The 19,109-nt window shown below is 42.4% G+C and carries 19 protein-coding genes; all 19 read left to right on the forward strand.

Features of this window, described 5'->3' with window-relative positions:
* The first annotated feature begins 9 nt into the window (after positions 1-9).
* The 19 genes from atpD to spoIIID all read left to right on the forward strand — a co-directional run bounded on the left by atpD (position 10) and on the right by spoIIID (position 18,756).
* Positions 10-1,431 carry a F0F1 ATP synthase subunit beta gene (gene atpD / locus AC1Q59_RS14765; protein WP_492366610.1) on the forward strand — a complete coding sequence of 474 codons (1,422 nt, stop codon included), beginning with the start codon at positions 10-12 and terminating at the stop codon, positions 1,429-1,431.
* 22 nt (positions 1,432-1,453) lie between these two features.
* Complete coding sequence (locus AC1Q59_RS14770) at positions 1,454-1,861, forward strand: F0F1 ATP synthase subunit epsilon (protein WP_492366611.1); 408 nt, start codon at positions 1,454-1,456, stop codon at positions 1,859-1,861.
* A gap of 510 nt (positions 1,862-2,371) precedes the next feature.
* Entirely contained in the window at positions 2,372-2,746 is a 375-nt protein-coding gene (locus tag AC1Q59_RS14775) for an NADH-quinone oxidoreductase subunit A (RefSeq protein WP_492366662.1), read from the forward strand.
* Positions 2,737-3,249 (forward strand): NuoB/complex I 20 kDa subunit family protein, encoded by a 513-nt coding sequence (locus tag AC1Q59_RS14780; RefSeq protein WP_492366612.1) that lies wholly within the window; start codon positions 2,737-2,739, stop codon positions 3,247-3,249. The genes AC1Q59_RS14775 and AC1Q59_RS14780 overlap by 10 nt, the downstream gene beginning before the upstream one ends.
* 3 nt (positions 3,250-3,252) lie before the next feature.
* Positions 3,253-4,356 (forward strand): NADH-quinone oxidoreductase subunit C, encoded by a 1,104-nt coding sequence (locus AC1Q59_RS14785; RefSeq protein ID WP_492366613.1) that lies wholly within the window; start codon positions 3,253-3,255, stop codon positions 4,354-4,356.
* A gap of 3 nt (positions 4,357-4,359) precedes the next feature.
* Positions 4,360-5,460, forward strand: coding sequence for an NADH-quinone oxidoreductase subunit D (locus AC1Q59_RS14790; protein ID WP_492366614.1), 1,101 nt, complete (start codon positions 4,360-4,362; stop codon positions 5,458-5,460).
* Positions 5,460-6,470, forward strand: a complete 1,011-nt coding sequence (gene nuoH, locus AC1Q59_RS14795; protein ID WP_492366615.1) for an NADH-quinone oxidoreductase subunit NuoH — start codon at positions 5,460-5,462, stop codon at positions 6,468-6,470. Before AC1Q59_RS14790 ends, nuoH begins: the two co-directional genes overlap by 1 nt.
* 59 nt (positions 6,471-6,529) lie before the next feature.
* Positions 6,530-6,955, forward strand: coding sequence for an NADH-quinone oxidoreductase subunit NuoI (nuoI, locus tag AC1Q59_RS14800; RefSeq protein WP_492366616.1), 426 nt, complete (start codon positions 6,530-6,532; stop codon positions 6,953-6,955).
* Positions 6,952-7,473 carry an NADH-quinone oxidoreductase subunit J gene (locus AC1Q59_RS14805; RefSeq protein WP_492366617.1) on the forward strand — a complete coding sequence of 174 codons (522 nt, stop codon included), beginning with the start codon at positions 6,952-6,954 and terminating at the stop codon, positions 7,471-7,473. The genes nuoI and AC1Q59_RS14805 overlap by 4 nt, the downstream gene beginning before the upstream one ends.
* Positions 7,470-7,784, forward strand: coding sequence for an NADH-quinone oxidoreductase subunit NuoK (gene nuoK, locus AC1Q59_RS14810; protein ID WP_492366618.1), 315 nt, complete (start codon positions 7,470-7,472; stop codon positions 7,782-7,784). The genes AC1Q59_RS14805 and nuoK overlap by 4 nt, the downstream gene beginning before the upstream one ends.
* 73 nt (positions 7,785-7,857) lie before the next feature.
* Positions 7,858-9,723 (forward strand): NADH-quinone oxidoreductase subunit L, encoded by a 1,866-nt coding sequence (nuoL, locus tag AC1Q59_RS14815; RefSeq protein ID WP_492366619.1) that lies wholly within the window; start codon positions 7,858-7,860, stop codon positions 9,721-9,723.
* Complete coding sequence (locus AC1Q59_RS14820) at positions 9,723-11,234, forward strand: NADH-quinone oxidoreductase subunit M (RefSeq protein WP_492366663.1); 1,512 nt, start codon at positions 9,723-9,725, stop codon at positions 11,232-11,234. The genes nuoL and AC1Q59_RS14820 overlap by 1 nt, the downstream gene beginning before the upstream one ends.
* Positions 11,235-11,240: 6 nt before the next feature.
* Positions 11,241-12,758, forward strand: a complete 1,518-nt coding sequence (gene nuoN, locus AC1Q59_RS14825) for an NADH-quinone oxidoreductase subunit NuoN (protein WP_492366620.1) — start codon at positions 11,241-11,243, stop codon at positions 12,756-12,758.
* A gap of 109 nt (positions 12,759-12,867) precedes the next feature.
* Positions 12,868-13,140, forward strand: coding sequence for a DUF1146 family protein (locus AC1Q59_RS14830; protein ID WP_492366621.1), 273 nt, complete (start codon positions 12,868-12,870; stop codon positions 13,138-13,140).
* A gap of 222 nt (positions 13,141-13,362) precedes the next feature.
* Positions 13,363-14,103, forward strand: coding sequence for a YwmB family TATA-box binding protein (locus AC1Q59_RS14835; protein ID WP_492366622.1), 741 nt, complete (start codon positions 13,363-13,365; stop codon positions 14,101-14,103).
* A gap of 33 nt (positions 14,104-14,136) precedes the next feature.
* The gene (gene murA, locus AC1Q59_RS14840) at positions 14,137-15,450 is read left to right on the forward strand and encodes a UDP-N-acetylglucosamine 1-carboxyvinyltransferase (protein ID WP_492366623.1); all 1,314 of its coding nucleotides are present in this window, start codon (positions 14,137-14,139) and stop codon (positions 15,448-15,450) included.
* A gap of 310 nt (positions 15,451-15,760) precedes the next feature.
* Positions 15,761-16,792 carry a stage II sporulation protein D gene (gene spoIID / locus AC1Q59_RS14845; RefSeq protein ID WP_492366624.1) on the forward strand — a complete coding sequence of 344 codons (1,032 nt, stop codon included), beginning with the start codon at positions 15,761-15,763 and terminating at the stop codon, positions 16,790-16,792.
* A 262-nt stretch (positions 16,793-17,054) separates the two neighbouring features.
* Positions 17,055-18,017 carry a stage II sporulation protein SpoIIQ gene (gene spoIIQ, locus AC1Q59_RS14850; protein ID WP_492366625.1) on the forward strand — a complete coding sequence of 321 codons (963 nt, stop codon included), beginning with the start codon at positions 17,055-17,057 and terminating at the stop codon, positions 18,015-18,017.
* 466 nt (positions 18,018-18,483) lie between these two features.
* Entirely contained in the window at positions 18,484-18,756 is a 273-nt protein-coding gene (gene spoIIID / locus AC1Q59_RS14855; RefSeq protein ID WP_492366626.1) for a sporulation transcriptional regulator SpoIIID, read from the forward strand.
* Positions 18,757-19,109: the final 353 nt, after the last annotated feature.

Raw genomic sequence — 19,109 nt, forward strand, 5'->3', positions numbered from 1 at the left:
GGGAAAAAGATGAACAAAGGACGCGTACTTCAAGTCATGGGTCCGGTTGTTGACGTAAAGTTCGATGAAGGTCAGCTTCCTGAGATCTATAATGCATTGACAATCAAAAGCGACGCGCGTAACGAATCTGAAGTTGCTATCAACTTAACTCTTGAAGTTGCCCTTCATTTAGGTGATGATACAGTTCGTACCATTGCAATGGCATCTACCGATGGCGTACAACGCGGTATGGAAGTAACGGACACTGGTGCACCAATCTCTGTACCGGTTGGGGACGTAACCCTTGGACGTGTATTCAACGTTTTAGGAGATTCCATTGATTTAGATGAGCCTGTTCCTGCGGATGCTGAGCGTAATTCTATCCATAGAGAAGCGCCAAATTTTGAGCAACTATCAACGAAGGTTGAAATTCTTGAAACTGGAATTAAGGTAGTAGATCTACTTGCTCCATATATTAAAGGTGGAAAGATCGGTCTATTCGGTGGTGCCGGTGTAGGTAAAACCGTATTAATCCAGGAATTAATCAATAACATCGCTCAAGAGCACGGCGGTATTTCTGTATTTGCCGGTGTAGGTGAGCGTACACGTGAAGGTAATGACCTTTACTATGAAATGACAGACTCTGGTGTTATCAAGAAAACAGCGATGGTTTTCGGTCAGATGAACGAGCCTCCTGGTGCACGTATGCGTGTTGCCCTTACAGGTTTGACAATGGCTGAATATTTCCGTGATGTACAAGGACAAGACGTTCTTTTCTTCATTGATAACATCTTCCGTTTCACACAAGCAGGTTCTGAGGTTTCTGCCCTTTTAGGCCGTATGCCTTCAGCGGTTGGTTACCAGCCGACACTTGCGACAGAAATGGGTAAATTACAGGAGCGTATCACATCAACTAACGTAGGTTCTGTAACATCAATCCAAGCGATTTATGTTCCTGCCGATGACTATACTGACCCAGCTCCAGCAACAACTTTCGCTCACTTAGATGCAACAACAAACCTTGAGCGTAAGCTTTCTGAAATGGGTATTTATCCTGCGGTTGACCCGCTTGCTTCAACTTCTCGCGCCCTATCTCCTGAAATTGTTGGAGAAGAGCATTACGAAGTGGCTCGTCAAGTACAGTCAACATTACAGCGTTACAAAGAATTACAAGATATCATTGCAATCCTTGGTATGGATGAGCTTGGTGATGACGATAAGCTTGTCGTAGCACGTGCTCGCCGTATTCAGTTCTTCTTATCACAAAACTTCCACGTTGCTGAACAGTTTACTGGTCAGCCAGGTTCATACGTACCAGTTAAAGAAACCGTTAAAGGATTCAAAGAAATTCTTGAAGGTAAATATGACCACCTTCCAGAAGATGCATTCCGCCTCGTAGGACGTATCGAAGAGGTTGTTGAGAATGCTAAGAAAATGGGCGTAGAGGTCTAATTTAGGACCAGGAGGGTAAAAAATGAAGACAATTCATGTCAGTGTTGTTACTCCTGATGGCCCGGTGTATGAATCCGATGTGGAAATGGTAAGTACAAAAGCTCAAAGCGGTGAGTTAGGAATTTTGCCTGGCCACATTCCAATGGTTGCACCGTTGAAAATTGGAGCCGTTCGCTTGAAAAATGGCGGACAAACCGATTTTGTTGCAGTTAGCGGCGGTTTCATTGAAGTTCGTCCAGATAACGTTTCGATTCTTGCACAATCAGCTGAAAAGGCTGACGACATTGATGTTGAGCGTGCAAAGAAGGCGAAAGAACGCGCTGAACAGCGTCTGCAAGACAACAAACGTGAGAACGTTGACTTCAAACGTGCAGAACTTGCACTGCAGCGTGCCATCAACCGTCTTAACGTAACAGATAAGCATTTTTAATAAATAGACCCTGATAAAAAAGTTACTTTTATAACTCAGTTGATTGGAACGGAAGGCACGGAGACTCCTGCGGGAGAAGCGTGTCAACGGGAGACCCCGCAGGAGCGTTAGCGACGAGGAGGCTCACGGACCGCCCTAAGGTGCGCGCAGTGCCTTAAGTGGAAATCAACGACTTTAACAGAGCCTATGATAAAACACCTTCTAGTATTTACTAGAGGGTGTTTTTTTTGTTCTGATTCTGTTTGTCTATAATAGACTGTCTAAAAAGGGGTGTTTTATTGAAAGAGATATCCGAATCTTGACATATCTCACTGACAAAAGAAAAAAATTCCCTTTTAATAAGATGGGGGGATCGTTTCAATTGTTATATTGTATTGGATTTATCTATAGTTTTTAAAGAATTCTTAAAAATCCCATGGGTTTGATGACACAAATTGGATCCAATGCTATAATGAATACGGTTACAATTGTAATGATTTTGAAAATTAAATAAAATCGGAGGGGATGGACATAGAGATGCTAAATGTGTATCAAAATAACTATTTGATCGTCTTTGTGTTCCTGTGTCTGGGAATTTTGCTGCCTGTAGTGGCTATGTTTTTAGGAAAGCTGTTGCGTCCTCATAAGCCAATCGACGCAAAGTACACTACATATGAAAGCGGTAATGATCCGTTTCATGATTCAAGGGTGCAATTTAATGTGCGCTATTACATGTTTGCACTGATGTTCGTTATTTTTGACGTAGAAACAATCTTCCTATACCCTTGGGCAGTTGCTTATGAAAAACTCGGAATCTTTGCACTAATTGAAATGCTCATTTTTGTATTCATGCTTGTGATTGGACTTGTATATGCTTGGAAAAAGAAGGTGTTGAAATGGACCTAAAATTAGAAAACGTCTCACCAGAAGAAATGGAATCTGTTCAGCGTAGCGTGTTCATGTCTACTTTGGAACAAATCAAGGCATGGTCGCGAAGCAATTCTTTATGGCCAATGACTTTTGGACTTGCTTGCTGTGCTATCGAAATGATGCAGGCCAGTAATGCGCACTATGATTTGGAGCGATTTGGGACATTTTATCGAAACTCCCCTCGTCAATCAGATGTCATGATTGTATCGGGCACAGTTACAAAGAAGATGGCTCCGATTCTTCGCCGGCTGTATGATCAGATGCCAGAGCCAAAATGGGTAATCGCTATGGGATCTTGTGCAACAGCCGGGGGTCCATATGTTAAATCCTATTCGGTTGTTAAAGGTGTCGACCAGATTGTGCCTGTTGATGTGTATATTCCTGGATGCCCTCCAAACCCAGCAGCACTTATTTATGGAATAAATAAATTGCGGGAAAAAATCCGCTATGAGGCAAAGACGGGGAAGAAGGTGATCTAACCGATGAGCGGGGAAAAGGATTTTGATCAGCTTAAGAAAGAAGCAGCGGAGAAGGCGAAAGCTGCCGCCAAAGCAAAGGCCGCCGCTCTTGCAAAAATGAAAGCGAAAGAACAAGCAGAACAATCAGAAGCAGAGGCAGAAGCGCCGGCTGAAGATCTGGACAAAGCGAAGGCGAAAGCTGCTGCCGCCGCCAAAGCAAAGGCCGCCGCTCTTGCAAAATTGAAAGCAAAAGAACAGACAGAACAAGCGGAAATAGAAGAGCCAGCTGAAGCTCTTGATGATGAAAAGGCAAAAGCCGCAGCAGCCGCGAAGGCGAAGGCCGCTGCCAAAGCAAAAGCTGCCGCAGCTGCAAAAGCAAAGGCTGCTGCAATGGCAGAGCAATCAGGTGAGGCAGGAGAAGCTGGCGATGATGAAAAGGCTAAGGCGATCGCTGCTGCCAAGGCAAAAGCTGCAGCCGCAGCAAAAGCGAAAGCCGCCGCTGCAGCAAAAGCAGGAGGCGGAGCAAGTGCTGACGAAAAAGCCAAGGCGATTGCTGCTGCCAAGGCAAAAGCTGCCGCGGCCGCTGCTGCACGTGCCAAAGCAGGCGGTGCAAAAGCTGCGGATGTGCCAGCTGAAGAAAAGAAGCCATCAGCAAACCAGCCATTCCTTGATAAGTATGTAAAGGTAATTGAGGAGAACTTAGGTAAAGAAGTTTTAGAAGATTCTTATATTAATAACCTATCAAAAGAAGTCCCAACATTGGTTGCAAAGAGAGAATCATATTTCAAAATTGCCGAGTTTCTGAAATACAATGAACAATTAGGCTTCGATTATCTTTCAGAGCTGCATGGAACCGACTTTGAAACACATATGGAGGTCTATGTACATTTATACTCGTATAAAAATAGTCAAACCGTTGCCCTTAAGGTGAAAATTGACAGGGATGAACCAGTCATTGAATCTTTAGTGTCATTATGGGCGGGCGCTGACTGGCCAGAGTGTGAAGCATATGACTTGCTTGGGATTAGATTTACAAACCATCCTAATCTGCACCGCATCATGCTTGGGGAAGATTGGGTCGGTCATCCGCTTAGAAAAGACTATGAACCGTATGATGTGGAGGTGTAACCGATGTTACGAACAGAAGAAATGCTTTTGAACGTAGGACCTCAGCATCCCAGTACACACGGTGTTTTCCGTTTAGTTTTAAAAATTGACGGGGAAACGATTGTAGAAGCTAAGCCAGTCATCGGCTATCTTCACCGCGGTACAGAAAAGCTGGCAGAGAACCTTCAATATACCCAAATCATACCTTATACCGACCGGATGGACTATGTTTCTGCCATGACCAATAACTATGTCATTTGCCATGCGGTTGAAACGATGATGGATATTCAGGTTCCTGAAAGGGCTGATTATTTAAGAGTCATAGCTATGGAGCTTGGCCGTGTGGCCAGCCACCTTGTCTGGTGGGGGACGTTTTTGCTCGACCTCGGAGCGACAAGTCCGCTTCTATATGCTTTCCGTGAAAGAGAAATGATCATAAATATGCTCAATGAGCTTTCCGGGGCCCGGCTGACTTTTAACTATATGCGTGTAGGCGGAGTCAAGTGGGATGCGCCAGAAGGCTGGATTGATAAAGTAAGAGAATTTATTCCTTATATGCGTGAACAATTAAAAGGCTACCACCAGCTTGTTACAGGCAACGAAATTTTTATGAACCGTGTAAAAGGAATTGGTACATATACGAAGGAGGATGCGCTCAATTATTCACTAAGCGGAGCTAATTTGCGCTGCACAGGGGTAAAATGGGATCTTCGCAAAAATGAGCCATACTCTATTTATGACCGGTTTGATTTTGATATCCCTGTTCAGGAGTCAGGAGATGCATGGGCGCGCTACCACGTTCGCCTGGCTGAAATTGAAGAATCCTTGAAAATTCTAGAACAGGCTGTCGAGCAATTCCCTGCTGAAGGTGAAATCATGGCAAAAGTGCCAAAGATTATTAAAGCGCCTAAGGGTGAGGCGTTTGTCCGCATTGAATCACCGCGCGGAGAAATCGGCTGCTATATTGCCAGTGATGGAAAAAAAGAACCGTACCGGCTGAAATTTAGAAGGCCATCATTCTATAATCTTCAAATTCTCCCTAAGCTGTTAAAGGGGGCAAATATTGCAAACTTAATTTCCATACTAGGAGCTGTTGATATCATCCTAGGGGAGGTGGATGGCTAATGATAGAAGGTTTACTGCACTCACAGCCAGGACTGCTTAACTTTGGAATTTTCTTTTTGCTTGCGACTGTCTTTTTATTTGTCATTTTGGGATTTGTTACGTACGCCATTCTTGCAGAACGGAAAGTCATGGGATTTATGCAAATCCGTCAGGGGCCGAACCAGGTTGGAGGACGCTGGGGATTATTGCAAACAGTTGCTGATGTTCTAAAGCTTCTATTAAAGGAAGATACCATTCCAAAGCTTGCAGACCGGCCATTGTTTATTTTGGCGCCTGTCATTGCCTTTGCTCCATCATTTATGGTTATTGCCACCATCCCGTTCACGGATAAACTGCAGTTTGCAGACATTGGCGTGGGCCTGCTGTATTATATCGCCATTTCGGGATTAACTACGATTGGCATGGTGACCGGCGGCTGGGCGTCCAATAATAAGTATGCCTTACTAGGCGGAATGCGGGCAGCTGCTCAGATGATTTCCTATGAGATCCCGCTGGTTATGTCCATTGTTGGCGTCATTCTTTTATCTGGAAGCTTGAACTTGAACGATATTGTTGAAGCACAGAAAGGACTCTGGTTTATTGTTTGGCAGCCGATTGCTTTCATTGTTTTTTTAATAGCATCGGTGGCTGAATTAAATCGTGTGCCATTTGACCTTCCTGAATCGGAAAACGAGCTCGTTGCCGGTTTTCATGTAGAGTATTCAGGATTCCGCTGGGCATTCTTCATGCTTTCAGAATATGTGTATATGTTTGCCATGGCATCATTAACAACTGTTTTATTCTTAGGCGGCTGGCTGCCGTTATTCTCCTTCCTGGACTTCATTCCAGGTGCAGTCTGGTTTGCCCTTAAATTTATGCTTGTGATCTTTTTCCTTATTTGGATACGAAGCACATTGCCGCGGATACGGGCGGACAAATTAATGGAATTTGGCTGGAAAGTCCTTTTGCCAATTGCGCTGGCGAATATTTTCTTAACTGCATTAATAAAAGAGCTAGTAGACCTGCTCTAAGCTTTGTACCGTATTTTAAGATTCATAGAAATGTATACAACTGCAAGGGGTGAAAAAACATGCTTGGATTTGGATTAGCAAAAGGTTTGTCATATACCCTGAAAAATTTATCGAGAAATAAGGTCACATATGAATATCCAAATGAGCCGCTGCCGCTTCCGGACCGTTTTCGCGGGATACAGAAGTTTTACCCGGAAAAATGTATTGTCTGCAACCAGTGTGCCAATATTTGCCCGACAGATTGCATCCAATTAACAGGGAAAAAGCATCCGGACCCTAATAAAAAAGGAAAAATTATTGACACCTATGATATCAACTTTGAAATCTGTATCTTATGTGATTTATGTACAGAAGTCTGTCCAACAGAAGCAATCATCATGACCAATAACTTTGAATTGGCGGAATACAGCCGTGATGAACTATTTAAAAACTTGGAATGGCTGGATGAAAATGATGAGAACATACGGAAGGTGAATAAAGCATGACGTTTTCAGGCGAGTTTCTTGCATTTATCGTACTTGCAATTGTTGCTGTTGTCGGCGGCGTGCTGTTATTGAACCTTTCCAAGGTCGTGCATATGGTATTGGCATTGGTTTTATCCTTTGTCAGCATTGCAGGGATCTTTGTTCTGCTATCTGCTGAATTCCTTGCTTTCGCGCAGATTTTAATCTATTCCGGGGCTATCACTATCATGATGCTTTTCGGCATCATGCTTACCCGTCATGATGATACACAGGTGCCAAAAACAGGACGTCTGCGAACACTGTTTCTTTTTCTCGGCGTTCTAGGATTTGCCTTTGCAGTTTATGTGGGGATTTACAATCTTGATATTGAGCAGGTACCAGCTGCCCTGCATGAAAACAATACAGAACAAATTGGCATGGCGCTGTACTCAAAATATATCATCCCGTTTGAACTAGTTTCAGTTCTGCTTTTGGCTACACTTATCGGGGCCATCATCTTGGCGAAAAAGGACGATGAAAAGGAGGCGGAAAAGGAATGAGTTCAGTTCCATTGTCGGCCTACCTGGCATTGGCCCTCATTTTATTCTGTATCGGGCTATTCGGAGCATTAACCAAACGAAATACAGTCATAGTGTTAATTTCTATTGAATTAATGCTCAATGCTGTCAATATCAATCTAGTTGCATTCAGTAAATTTGGCGTCATGCCATCCATTACAGGCCAAGTGTTTGCCCTCTTTGCAATGACTGTTGCAGCAGCAGAGGCAGCCATTGGACTTGCCATTTTAATAGCTTTATACCGCAACCGCAAAACAGTGAATATTGACGAAATGAACACAATGAAACATTAAGGAGTTTCAATCTGGCGCGCTAATGTGTATCAATCATATAAAGACAGCGTGTTCTAAAAAGGGGATTGTGATATTGATGGAGAGTGCATGGATCATACCGCTTTTCCCGCTTTTATCGTTTTTGCTCCTTGTCTTATTCGGCAAACGGCTAAAAGATGCAAGTGCGTACATAGGAATTCTGCTTTCGCTTGCATCCCTCGTTTATTCTTTGCTGGTGCTATTTGAACGATTTTCGGCGCCGACCTATAAAGGGGAAGCTGTTTGGCTGACGATAGGAGATCTTCAGTTAACGGCGGGTTTTGAAGTCAATCAGTTAAATGCATTAATGCTGGTGATCGTATCACTTGTCAGTTTCCTTGTCCATACCTATTCCAAGGGATACATGCATGGTGATGAACGATTCCCGATTTACTACGCTTATCTAGGGTTATTTACCTTTGCAATGCTTGGGCTGGTCCTATCGCCGAATTTATTGCAAACCTATATCTTTTGGGAGCTTGTCGGTTTAGGTTCGTTCTTGCTCATCGGTTTTTATTTTTATAAAGAAGAAGCAAAGAAGGCAGCGAAAAAGGCATTTATTATGACCCGTATCGGCGATGTCGGCCTTTTGATCGGAATGATTCTGTTATTCTGGCAGGCTGGCAGCTTTGAATATGATGAAATCTTCGCAGCTGTTGAGGCGGGTTCCATTTCATCCACAATGATTACTTTGACGGCGATTCTTATTTTCGTAGGAGCTGTCGGAAAATCAGGCCAGTTTCCGCTACATACCTGGCTTCCGGATGCGATGGAAGGTCCGACGCCAGTATCTGCATTAATCCACGCCGCAACGATGGTTGCTGCAGGGGTCTATTTAGTTGCTGCGTTATTCCCGCTGTTCACGGCAAGCCCAACAGCCTTGATGACCGTTGCGGTTATCGGAGCGTTTACAGCGATTTTTGCAGCGAGCATTGGTCTTGTACAAAAAGATATTAAAAGAGTACTAGCCTATTCGACAGTCAGCCAGCTTGGCTATATGATGCTTGCCCTTGGCTCTGCAGGATATGTGGCTGGTGTATTTCACTTAATGACACATGCATTCTTTAAGGCATTGCTGTTCCTTGCGGCGGGAAGTGTTATCCATGCTGTTCATACACAGGATATTGAAAAGATGGGTGGGCTTTGGAAAAAGCTGCGCCTGACGGGTCCGCTGTTCTTAATTGGAACTTTGGCCATCAGCGGGGTTCCGCTATTTTCCGGGTTCTTCAGCAAGGATGAAATTCTCATTGCTGCATGGTCCCATGGACATGTGGTTTTATTCTGGCTTGCAGTGATTGCGGCTTTCTTTACAGCCTTTTATATGTTCCGTCTGTTCTTTATGGTGTTCACAGGAGAATCGCGCAGCCATATGGACAATGTCAAGGAATCACCAAGCGTAATGACCGTTCCTATGATGATCTTAGGGGTTCTTGCGATTGTTGCCGGTTATGTCAACACTCCTTGGTTTGGCACATTCCTTGGCGACTGGCTGACAGAAGGCAATGAGGCACTGGGACATGGGCATATTGAAGGTCCTGCATGGATCATGATCGTTGCCACGATTGTATCGCTTGCGGGAATTATTCTGGCATGGCTGATGTATGGAAAGCGTACCTTATCAAGAGATTGGCTGTCTGGCGGGGCACCGACCTTGTACAGCATTTTATATAACAAATACTTTATCGATGAGATTTATGAAATGACTGTTGTAAAAGTTACTAGCTTCTTTAGTCTGTTCCTGCGGTTTATTGAATCCTTTCTTGTCGAGGGGATTGTTAAGGGAGTGGCTGGCATCATTTCTGGCCTTGGAAGCGCAGGATCCAAGTTCCAAAGCGGACAAATCCAAAAGTACGGAACGGTTGCTTTTGTGGGATTAGCTATTTTGATCGTTGTATTTGCGGTAACAGGGGGGTATCTATGATGGGTATGGCATATTTTTTAACAGTTCTTGTCTTCTCCCCTTTACTCGGAATCGCTATTATTTCATTGCTGCCGAAGTCTAATGAAGCATTAATTAAATTAGTCGGTTTTTTGGCTACATTGCCGGCACTTATTTTATCGCTAACAGCCTTTTTTCAATATCGGGCTGGAGCGGATTTAGCAGAACTCAGTGAAAAAGTGAAATGGGTTCAATTTGCCGATCCAAAGACGCTGGGAGATCTGTTTTCTATTAATTATGAAATGGGTGTAGACGGATTCTCGCTCATTATGCTTGTGCTGACAGCTATCCTATCAACACTTGCTGCCGTAGCATCCATGTATATTCAGAAAGAATGGAAAGGTTATTTTCTCTTGTTCCTTCTTTTAGAAATTGGCATGCTTGGTGTATTTGCGGCGGAAAACCTGATTCTGTTCTTTATCTTTTTCGAAATCACACTTATTCCGACTTTCTTCCTTATTGGTAAATGGGGTTATTTTGAAAAAGAAAAAGCAGCGTTCAGCTTCCTTATTTATAATGGCTTAGGTTCTGCAGTGCTGCTTATTGTGATTGTGGTGCTGTTTGCCCGGACAGGGACATCCAATATCGCTGATTTAACGGCCATCCTTGCATCTGATACCGAGAATTTAGCGTTTTCTCCAGGAGCAAAAATGGGATTGCTGATTGGCATGCTGATTGCCTTTGGCGTTAAATTGCCTATTTTCCCGTTGCACAGCTGGATGGTGCGTGTTCACGTACAGGCCTCACCATCGGTTGTTATGCTGCATGCCGGGATTCTATTAAAGATAGGTGCTTACGGTTTAATTCGCTTTGGAATGGGGATTTTTCCGGAGCAATTTCAGGAATTAGCAGGATTTATTGCCCTTTTAGGTGTGATCAATCTTTTGTACGGGGCATTCCTGGCACTTGTGCAAAAGGATTTCAAAATGGTCCTTGCTTATTCATCCATTTCCCATATGGGCATTGTCTTAATCGGATTAGGCGCCCTTAATGAAGCAGGCATTCAAGGAGCCATTTTCCAAGTGGTTTCACACGGTCTGATTGCAGCGTTACTGTTCTTCCTTGTTGGGGTGTTCTACAATCGTTTGGAAACTTCGAACATCGAGAACATGGGCGGTTTGGCAAAAGCTATGCCGTTGACAGCAGGATTCCTGCTTGCTGCAGCAATGGCTTCGCTTGGCATGCCGGGTATGTCTGGATTTGTCAGTGAATTCATGGCATTCCTTGGGCTATTTAAGGAGCAGCCAGTTTTAGCTGCAGTTGGTGCACTTGGCATTATTTTAACAGCTGTTTATATGCTCCGTGCAGTTCTGGGAATGACTTATGGAAAGTCTCAGAGAGAATACGGGGAAATGTCAGATATTCGTAAAACCGAATGGATTCCCGCTGTGGTTTTATTGGGAATGATTGTACTGATTGGTGTATATCCAAGTGTGCTGAGCGGACCGCTGACTTCAACGATAGAAACTATAATGCTTGGGATTGGAGGATGATGAAGGATGGATCTCGATACTTTACTGTCATTTAAATGGAGCATCATGGCACCAGAGTTCATCATCCTCGGTGTGGCAACTTTATTATCGCTTCTAGATCTGTTTATGCCAAAGTCACAGAATAGGAAGATCCTAGGCTGGATTGGCCTGGCGGGTATTCTGGCAGCCATTGCTTCGCTCATTAGCATGCTTGGAGCGGGACCGGAATCAGTTCTATATGATACCTTCCGCTTGGATTCATTTGCCAAGGCATTTAAGCTGCTTCTGTTGGTTGGATCTATTTTTGTTTTCCTCATTGCTCTTAGCTATGAGCCAGATAAGGAAGATTTAGGGGAGTATAAAGGGGAATTTTACTATCTGTTTCTGACGGCCTTGCTGGGCGCCATGATGATGTCTTCCAGCGGCGATTTAATCACTTTGTTTGTCGGGCTGGAGCTTCTGTCGATTTCTTCCTATATCCTTGCCGGGATAAGAAAGAAAAATGTTCAGTCCAATGAATCTGCGATGAAATATGTAATCAATGGCGGTATTTCAACAGCCATTACACTTTTTGGAATGAGCTATGTATACGGACTGACAGGGACAACTAACTTAATGGATATGGCCCGTCATCTCGTTACATTATCAGACCCGCAGCATATCTATTTAATGGGTCTTGCCCTGTTTATGGTGTTTGTTGGGTTATCCTTTAAACTGGCGACAGCGCCGTTCCATATGTGGGCGCCCGATGTGTATCAAGGAGCACCGACGCCCGTTACGGCCTTTTTAAGCGTAGTTTCAAAAACAGCTGGGTTTGTCATCATGGCCCGCATATTAATGACCATTTTCATCAATACGCCTTCTGAAGGTCCTAATTCAATGCCGCTTCTTTTGAAGGTGCAGGATTACATATCCTTCCTGGCTGCGGCAACCATGATTATTGGCAACCTGGTTGCCTTAAGGCAGCGGAATATTAAACGCATGTTTGCTTTTTCAAGCATTGCACAAGCAGGGTATCTCCTTGTTGTCATTGCAACGATGTCTGTATTTACTTTTAATACGCTATGGTTTTATCTAGGGGCTTACTTATTCATGAACCTTGGAGCGTTTGCTGTGATCCAGCATATGACACAAAAGTCAGGAACAGAGGATATAAGCGAATTTGCCGGGTTATACAAAAAGGCGCCACTCCTTGCGATTGCGATGGCGATCTTTCTTCTCAGCCTGGCAGGGATACCGGGTACGGCAGGATTTATCGGAAAGTTAAACATCTTTATGGGAGCCCTTGCCGTGCAGCCGGCCCATTATGTATTAGCATCAATTATGATTGCGACTTCAGTCATATCCTACGTCTATTACTTTGGCGTTATGGTGCAAATGTTCTTTAGACCGGCATCCAGTCAGGAGAAGACAAAACTTCCGGCTGGACTAGGGATTGTCATTGGCGTATGTGCCGCGGCAACGATTTTGTTTGGAGTCGCACCAAATATTGCCTTTGATTTCCTGCAGGGGAATTTTAACCAGTTCAGCGATTTCTTTCAATGATATTAGTTTTATTTTCAGGAAATAAGGGTATGAAATGAAGGGGACAATGGTCTCCTTCTATTTTTTTGCTGCGGTCTTTAATTCCTACAATTAACAGGAGAAAAATGATATGATGGTAGTTGGGACTTTTGAGGAAAGGGGTTATGCTATGCCTGGTTTAGGACAACAAGCATTGCTCAGCATTATTTCACATTTGATTTTTATTGCTCTTGCCTGGTGGGCACTTCAGGCAATAAGGCTTGATAAGCTATTGAAACCAAATCATGTATTTCAAGCAAGAATGCTGTACATACTTTTATCCATTGTCATAGGATCAGCTGCAAGTAATTTTTTCCTTGACTATCTTCTGTGGTCTCAGCAACTGCCCCTTTTACTGAAGTAATAAATGGGTAAAGATAGGACTTCGTACATGTTTTCATTTATACAGGATTTAAGTACAATTCTATTTGGATTATAGAAGAGCTTCTAAAAATCAGTTCCGAATTTATTTTTTTAGAATATTATAAAAGATAAATGGAAAACCAATTGTCAAAAAGTGACGACTTTTCCCAAGTATGCTCTCTCTCTCCTTGGTAACAATGGTAATAAGGGAGAGGAAGCAGATATGAAGAAAAGTAATTTTGTGTTAGCTGCAATTGGTTTTATTTGTTTTATGATTGTGACCTTCGAAAGCAAGGCGACTGTTGCCGAAGGAAGTCAGGATCTTTTAAAGATCGCTGCCATTTTTCAAGACGAGAATATTTTAATCAATGAATGGTCTTTATATGCAAGAGAAAAAGTGGAAAATTTGAATAGCTCTGATGAAGTAAGCGATTATGTAGAGAAACTAAAGCAGAAACATACAGAGTGGGATTGGACAAGTAAAACCTCGAAAGATCATGTGGAAACTGCGGCTGTTCTGAAGAGTGGATCTCGGACAGAGATAATTAAAATCCTTTCGACCCCCACAGCGGGTGAATTTCAAACGTATGTCATTTATGAAGTGAAAGGTCATAAATTCGGCCCAGAAGCAGAAAAACAGCTGCCTGAATTGTTTGAAAGCAGATTATCCGACATATTTCGAGGAAATGTCACAGTTTTCTCTTGTTTAAAAGGCGAATTCAGTGTTAAAATTGATGAGACTTTGCCAAAAATGGAGCAATTATTAGATTCTTTTCAAGCTAAGGAAATAGAATCTTTAAAAGAAGAGAACTTTATTGCTGCTTCGGCATATTCAACCATGTTTACAAATGAAATTGATACAAAAGAAGGTCAAATGAATCTGCAAATTGGTATGCGAAGTCAAGGATTGGGCGCAAAGACTACCCTTGTAGTTGGCACACCCATCTTGACGATTGAATATTAATATAGAGAAATTGGACGCGGAGGGGAATACACTTTGGAAAAAATCATCGTCCGCGGCGGAAATAGGCTAAGCGGCACAGTGAAAGTAGAAGGGGCAAAAAATGCTGTTTTACCGGTTATCGCCGCATCATTATTAGCAAGTGATGGAAAAAGCGTAATTCGTGATGTACCTACACTCTCCGATGTATATACAATCAATGAAGTGCTACGCTATTTAAACGCCGAAGTGGAGTTTGAAAATAACCAAGTCATCGTAAATGCATCACGAGAGTTAAGCGAGGAAGCACCTTTTGAATATGTTCGGAAAATGCGCGCTTCAGTATTAGTCATGGGCTCTCTTTTAGCCCGTAATGGCCGTGCCCGTGTTGCACTGCCTGGAGGCTGCGCAATTGGATCTCGCCCCATCGATCAGCATTTAAAAGGCTTTGAAGCAATGGGTGCTTTAGTTAAAGTAGGAAATGGCTTCATTGAAGCGGAGGCGGAAAACGGCCGTTTACATGGAGCAAAGATTTATTTAGACTTTCCAAGCGTAGGTGCGACAGAAAATATCATGATGGCAGCGACCCTTGCAAAGGGCACAACCATTCTTGAAAACGTCGCTAAAGAACCTGAAATTGTTGATTTAGCAAACTTCCTAAATAAAATGGGCGCTAAGGTTAGAGGCGCCGGCACAGGCACGATTCGTATAGAGGGTGTAGATAAGTTATATGGCACAGACCATAATATTATTCCTGATCGCATCGAAGCAGGAACATTTATGGTAGCTGCTGCTATTACCGGCGGAAATGTGCTTGTTCAGGGTGCTGTTCCTGAGCACTCCACATCTTTGATTGCAAAAATGGAAGAAATGGGCGTTCTTTTTATTGAAGAATCTGAGGGCATTCGCGTCATTGGGCCTGAGAAGCTAAGAGCAGTTGATATTAAAACAATGCCGCATCCAGGATTCCCAACAGATATGCAATCACAAATGATGGCTCTTTTACTTCATGCCAATGGAACAAGTGTAATTACAGAGACTGTCTTTGAGAACCGTTTCATGCATGTGGAAGAATTCCGCCGCATGAATGCCGATATTAAAATTGAAGGCCGTTCTGTTGTTATTAATGGCCCATCCAATCTTCAAGGCGCAGAAGTCGCTGCAACCGACCTTCGTGCTGCAGCTGCATTGATCCTTTCTGGATTAGTAGCAGATGGCGTGACTCGCGTGACTGAATTAAAGCATTTGGATCGTGGCTATGTAAACTTCAATGAAAAGCTTGCAAGCTTAGGTGCGGATATCGAAAGAATTACAGAACAAGATGAAAACAGCACCAATGTAACAAGATACGTTACAGACCTAAACGCATAACAAAACCTCCAAAACACGCAAAATTTACCTGCCGCAAAGGACGGGTTAATTTTGCGTGTTTTTTCGCTTTAAAGCAACGGGGGACAGTTCCCCGTTGCTTTACTGCTTTAAATCGCTGGGGGTCAGGCCCCCAGCAGTTTAAAGTGATAAAGCACGTTTATCCCTCCCCAAGTTGACCTGTTCGACTTTTATTTTTTCATTTATATTTCAAATCAAAACTTGTCATAATAGCCTGTCCAATACCATAAGAATGAATTGAGAAAGGGCTCATACCATTGAGTTCTTTGATTACTTTCTTGGAGGCTAAATCATGACAAAAATCAAACCATTCATCGTACTAGGATCACTGCTGTTCGCCATTACCCTGATTATTCCATCCTTATTAGTCCTGCCGTTTAAAGATGATCAGACAAGCGCAAAACTGGGAGAAAATGTGTCAGGTGAGAAAAAGGAAACAGAGATTGCAGTGAATTCAGCTACATCAGATGTCGAAGTTGCCGTTTTTCGAATGCAGACAAAGCAGGTAGAAAAGCTGCCTTTAGAAAAGTACTTAGTCGGTGTGGTTGCCTCGGAAATGCCTAGAGATTTTGAAAAGGAAGCTTTAAAAGCACAGGCTCTAACAGCAAGAACCTATATTGTTAATCAGCTAATGAATCCCACAAACCCAGAGCTGCCGGGAGGAGCCATCGTCACTGACACTGTGAATCATCAAGTATATAAAGATGAAGCCGAGCTAAAACGTATCTTTGGATCTGATTACGATTGGGCTATGGAAAAAATTACTGAAGCTGTGATGGAAACGAGCGGACAGATTATTACCTATGAAGGTTCGCCGATTGAAGCAAGTTTCTTTTCTACAAGTAACGGGTATACGGAAAACTCAGAGGCCATTTGGCTGCATCCATTACCATACTTAAAAAGTGTGGAAAGCCCTTGGGATCTCGAATCCCCGAAATTTAACAACCGCGAAATTTTTGCGGTGAAGGATTTTGAACAAAAACTTGGCGTGAAGCTGCCGAATAATGGAACAATCGGCCAGGTAACGGAAAGAACGGCTGGAAAACGAGTGGGAAAAGTAAATATTAACGGTAAGGTTCTGACAGGAAGAGAAATAAGGGAAAAGCTTGACCTGAAATCAACAGATTTTACCTGGGAGCGCAAAGGCGACAATATTGTCATTAATACAAAAGGCTTTGGCCATGGGGTAGGTATGAGCCAATACGGCGCCAATGGAATGGCTGAAGAAGGAAAAACCTACAAGCAAATCATCGACTACTATTATAAAGGGGTAGAAATCACCGACTCCGAATACCTCCTTAACAAAGTAATGGCAAAAAAATAGACGCGGGGACGGTTCCTGTGTCCCTTTTAGAACGCTGCTGATGTTTTCATCAGTGGCTTTTTTATTTTAAATGTATTTGAAATCACTAAAATTGCCAGAAGCGGAAACCACCGGCAAATTTTAATTAAACTTTTTTAATAAAATATTTTCGATTTAACGAATATTTTCTTATACCCTAACAAAAAATAATCGAAAAAATATTTTTTGGTGACAGGTATATAATTCCTCCAATCTGTTCAGAATGATTGCTGAGGTGATGAAAATGAGAGAGGAAGAAAAGAAACGATCTTCTCAAGATTCAAGCATTAAACGCTTTTTCAAAAAGCGTTGGGTATTCCCAGCCATCTACATTGCAAGTGCAGCAATCATTCTAACCGCGGTTCTTTGGTATCAAAATGGAATCAATAGCGCTAATGATTCAGATACAATTGATCAAAGTGCTACAGATGCCCCAGGCAAGCAGTTCAATGAACCTGCTATTGAAGTAAATAAATCAATGGAAAACTTCGTTATGCCTGTGAAAGATGCTGACTCAGCTGTCATTAAGAGAAACTTCTATGATGTTAATGCAAAGTCAGAAGAACAGGAAGCAGCACTCGTATTTTACAATAACAGATACCATGAAAACACTGGAATCGATATTGGTGCGAAGGATGATGAGTCATTCGATGTTGTTGCTTCATTAAGCGGTACTGTAACTAATGTTAGTGAAGATGTGCTATTGGGGAACGTTATTGAAATTGAACATGAAGAAGGAATTGTTACACAATATCAGTCCATCAAGGATATTGCCGTTCAAGTTGGCGAGCAAGTGAAACAAGGACAAGTGATTGCAAAAGCTGGACAAAGTCTATTTGATGAAGAAGCTGGCGTTCATGTGCATTTCGAAATTCGCAAGGACGATGTTCCTTTAAATCCGCAGGAGTTTTTCCAAAAGCCATTAAGTGCAGTACAAGAGCTTGACACAAATAAAGCTCAAAGTGCTGAAAAAGAAGATGCTGCTACAGAAGAGGAAGCTTCTGACGAAACACCAAGTGCTGATGATAATGCAACAGAAGATAAGAAAATGGACTCTGAAGGCACAGACCAAACCGATGGCAAAGCCAAAGAAGATTCAACTGAATCCACTGACCAAACAGATAGCAAGACAAAAGATTCAACTGAATCAAAAGACCAAACTAATGATAAGGCAAAAGAAGGTTCAACTGAATCCTCTGCATCCTAATAGTTATATAAAGGTTAGTTCCCTAGTACATCTGGGTAACTAACCTTTTTTAATCGACAAATTTCTTGGGAAATATTCTATTTGTGACATTGGATGTTGAAAAAGGATATTTTCTTGGGAAATCTGTCCTCAAGCCGTTTGACAGGTGAAAATTACCGTCCATGACACAGAATTTTCAAAAAAATTTCATTAAACCTTGTCCCTATTCAGTTTTTCGTGCATATATCTGCAACCAAGCTAATAGACTGTTACAAACCTTACAAAGAGAGTGTTTGAGGTGAGGAGTCGTTTTGCAGCTAGTAATGATTATGCCTTAGGACATGTTTATTCACCGCAAGCTCAGAAAGTCATTCTTTCTGTCGCATGAAAGCGAATACAGCCTCTCATGCGTATTGAAGTAAAAATCCAAGTGAAAAGCGAGTCTCATTTCACACTTCTCACATCCAATTTAGGGAGGGCGAGTGGTGTGCACGATTACATCAAAGAGAGGACTATCAAGATTGGAAAGTATATCGTGGAGACGAGAAAAACGGTTCGCGTCATAGCGAAGGAGTTTGGCGTATCCAAAAGTACAGTCCATAAAGATCTAACAGAAAGACTTCCTGAAATAAACCCTGAACTGGCAAATGAAGTAAAGGAAATTCTAGATTATCATAAATCAATCCGGCATTTACGCGGGGGAGAAGCAACAAAAATGAAGTATAAAAAGGAGGAAGTCGAAGGAGAAGTTATGAAGTAGTGAGTACTAAATTGGCGGTAATGAGACAAAAAGCAATTGGCGAAAATATGCTGGTTGCTTTTTAAATTGGCACTAATTTTTGTACGGCCTTCTCTAGAGAGACGCAACTAAACTACCCTGTGTGCTCTATGTATCTTTTTTGACAAATTTCCGCAAAATCCCCCATATTTTTGATAAAAAATTATTTAATTTCCCTTGATTATGATACAATATAAAATTAGGATAGAACTTGGTTCGACGTAAAAACCATCTACTTAATTAATGTTACATACTTAATAACAAATGAAATAAAGCGAAGTTCGCTTACCAAACTTGAAAAACATAACGTGTGCTTGGCCATAGGGCTCAAGCAC

It is taken from the genome of Cytobacillus sp. MT66 (assembly GCF_058792595.1).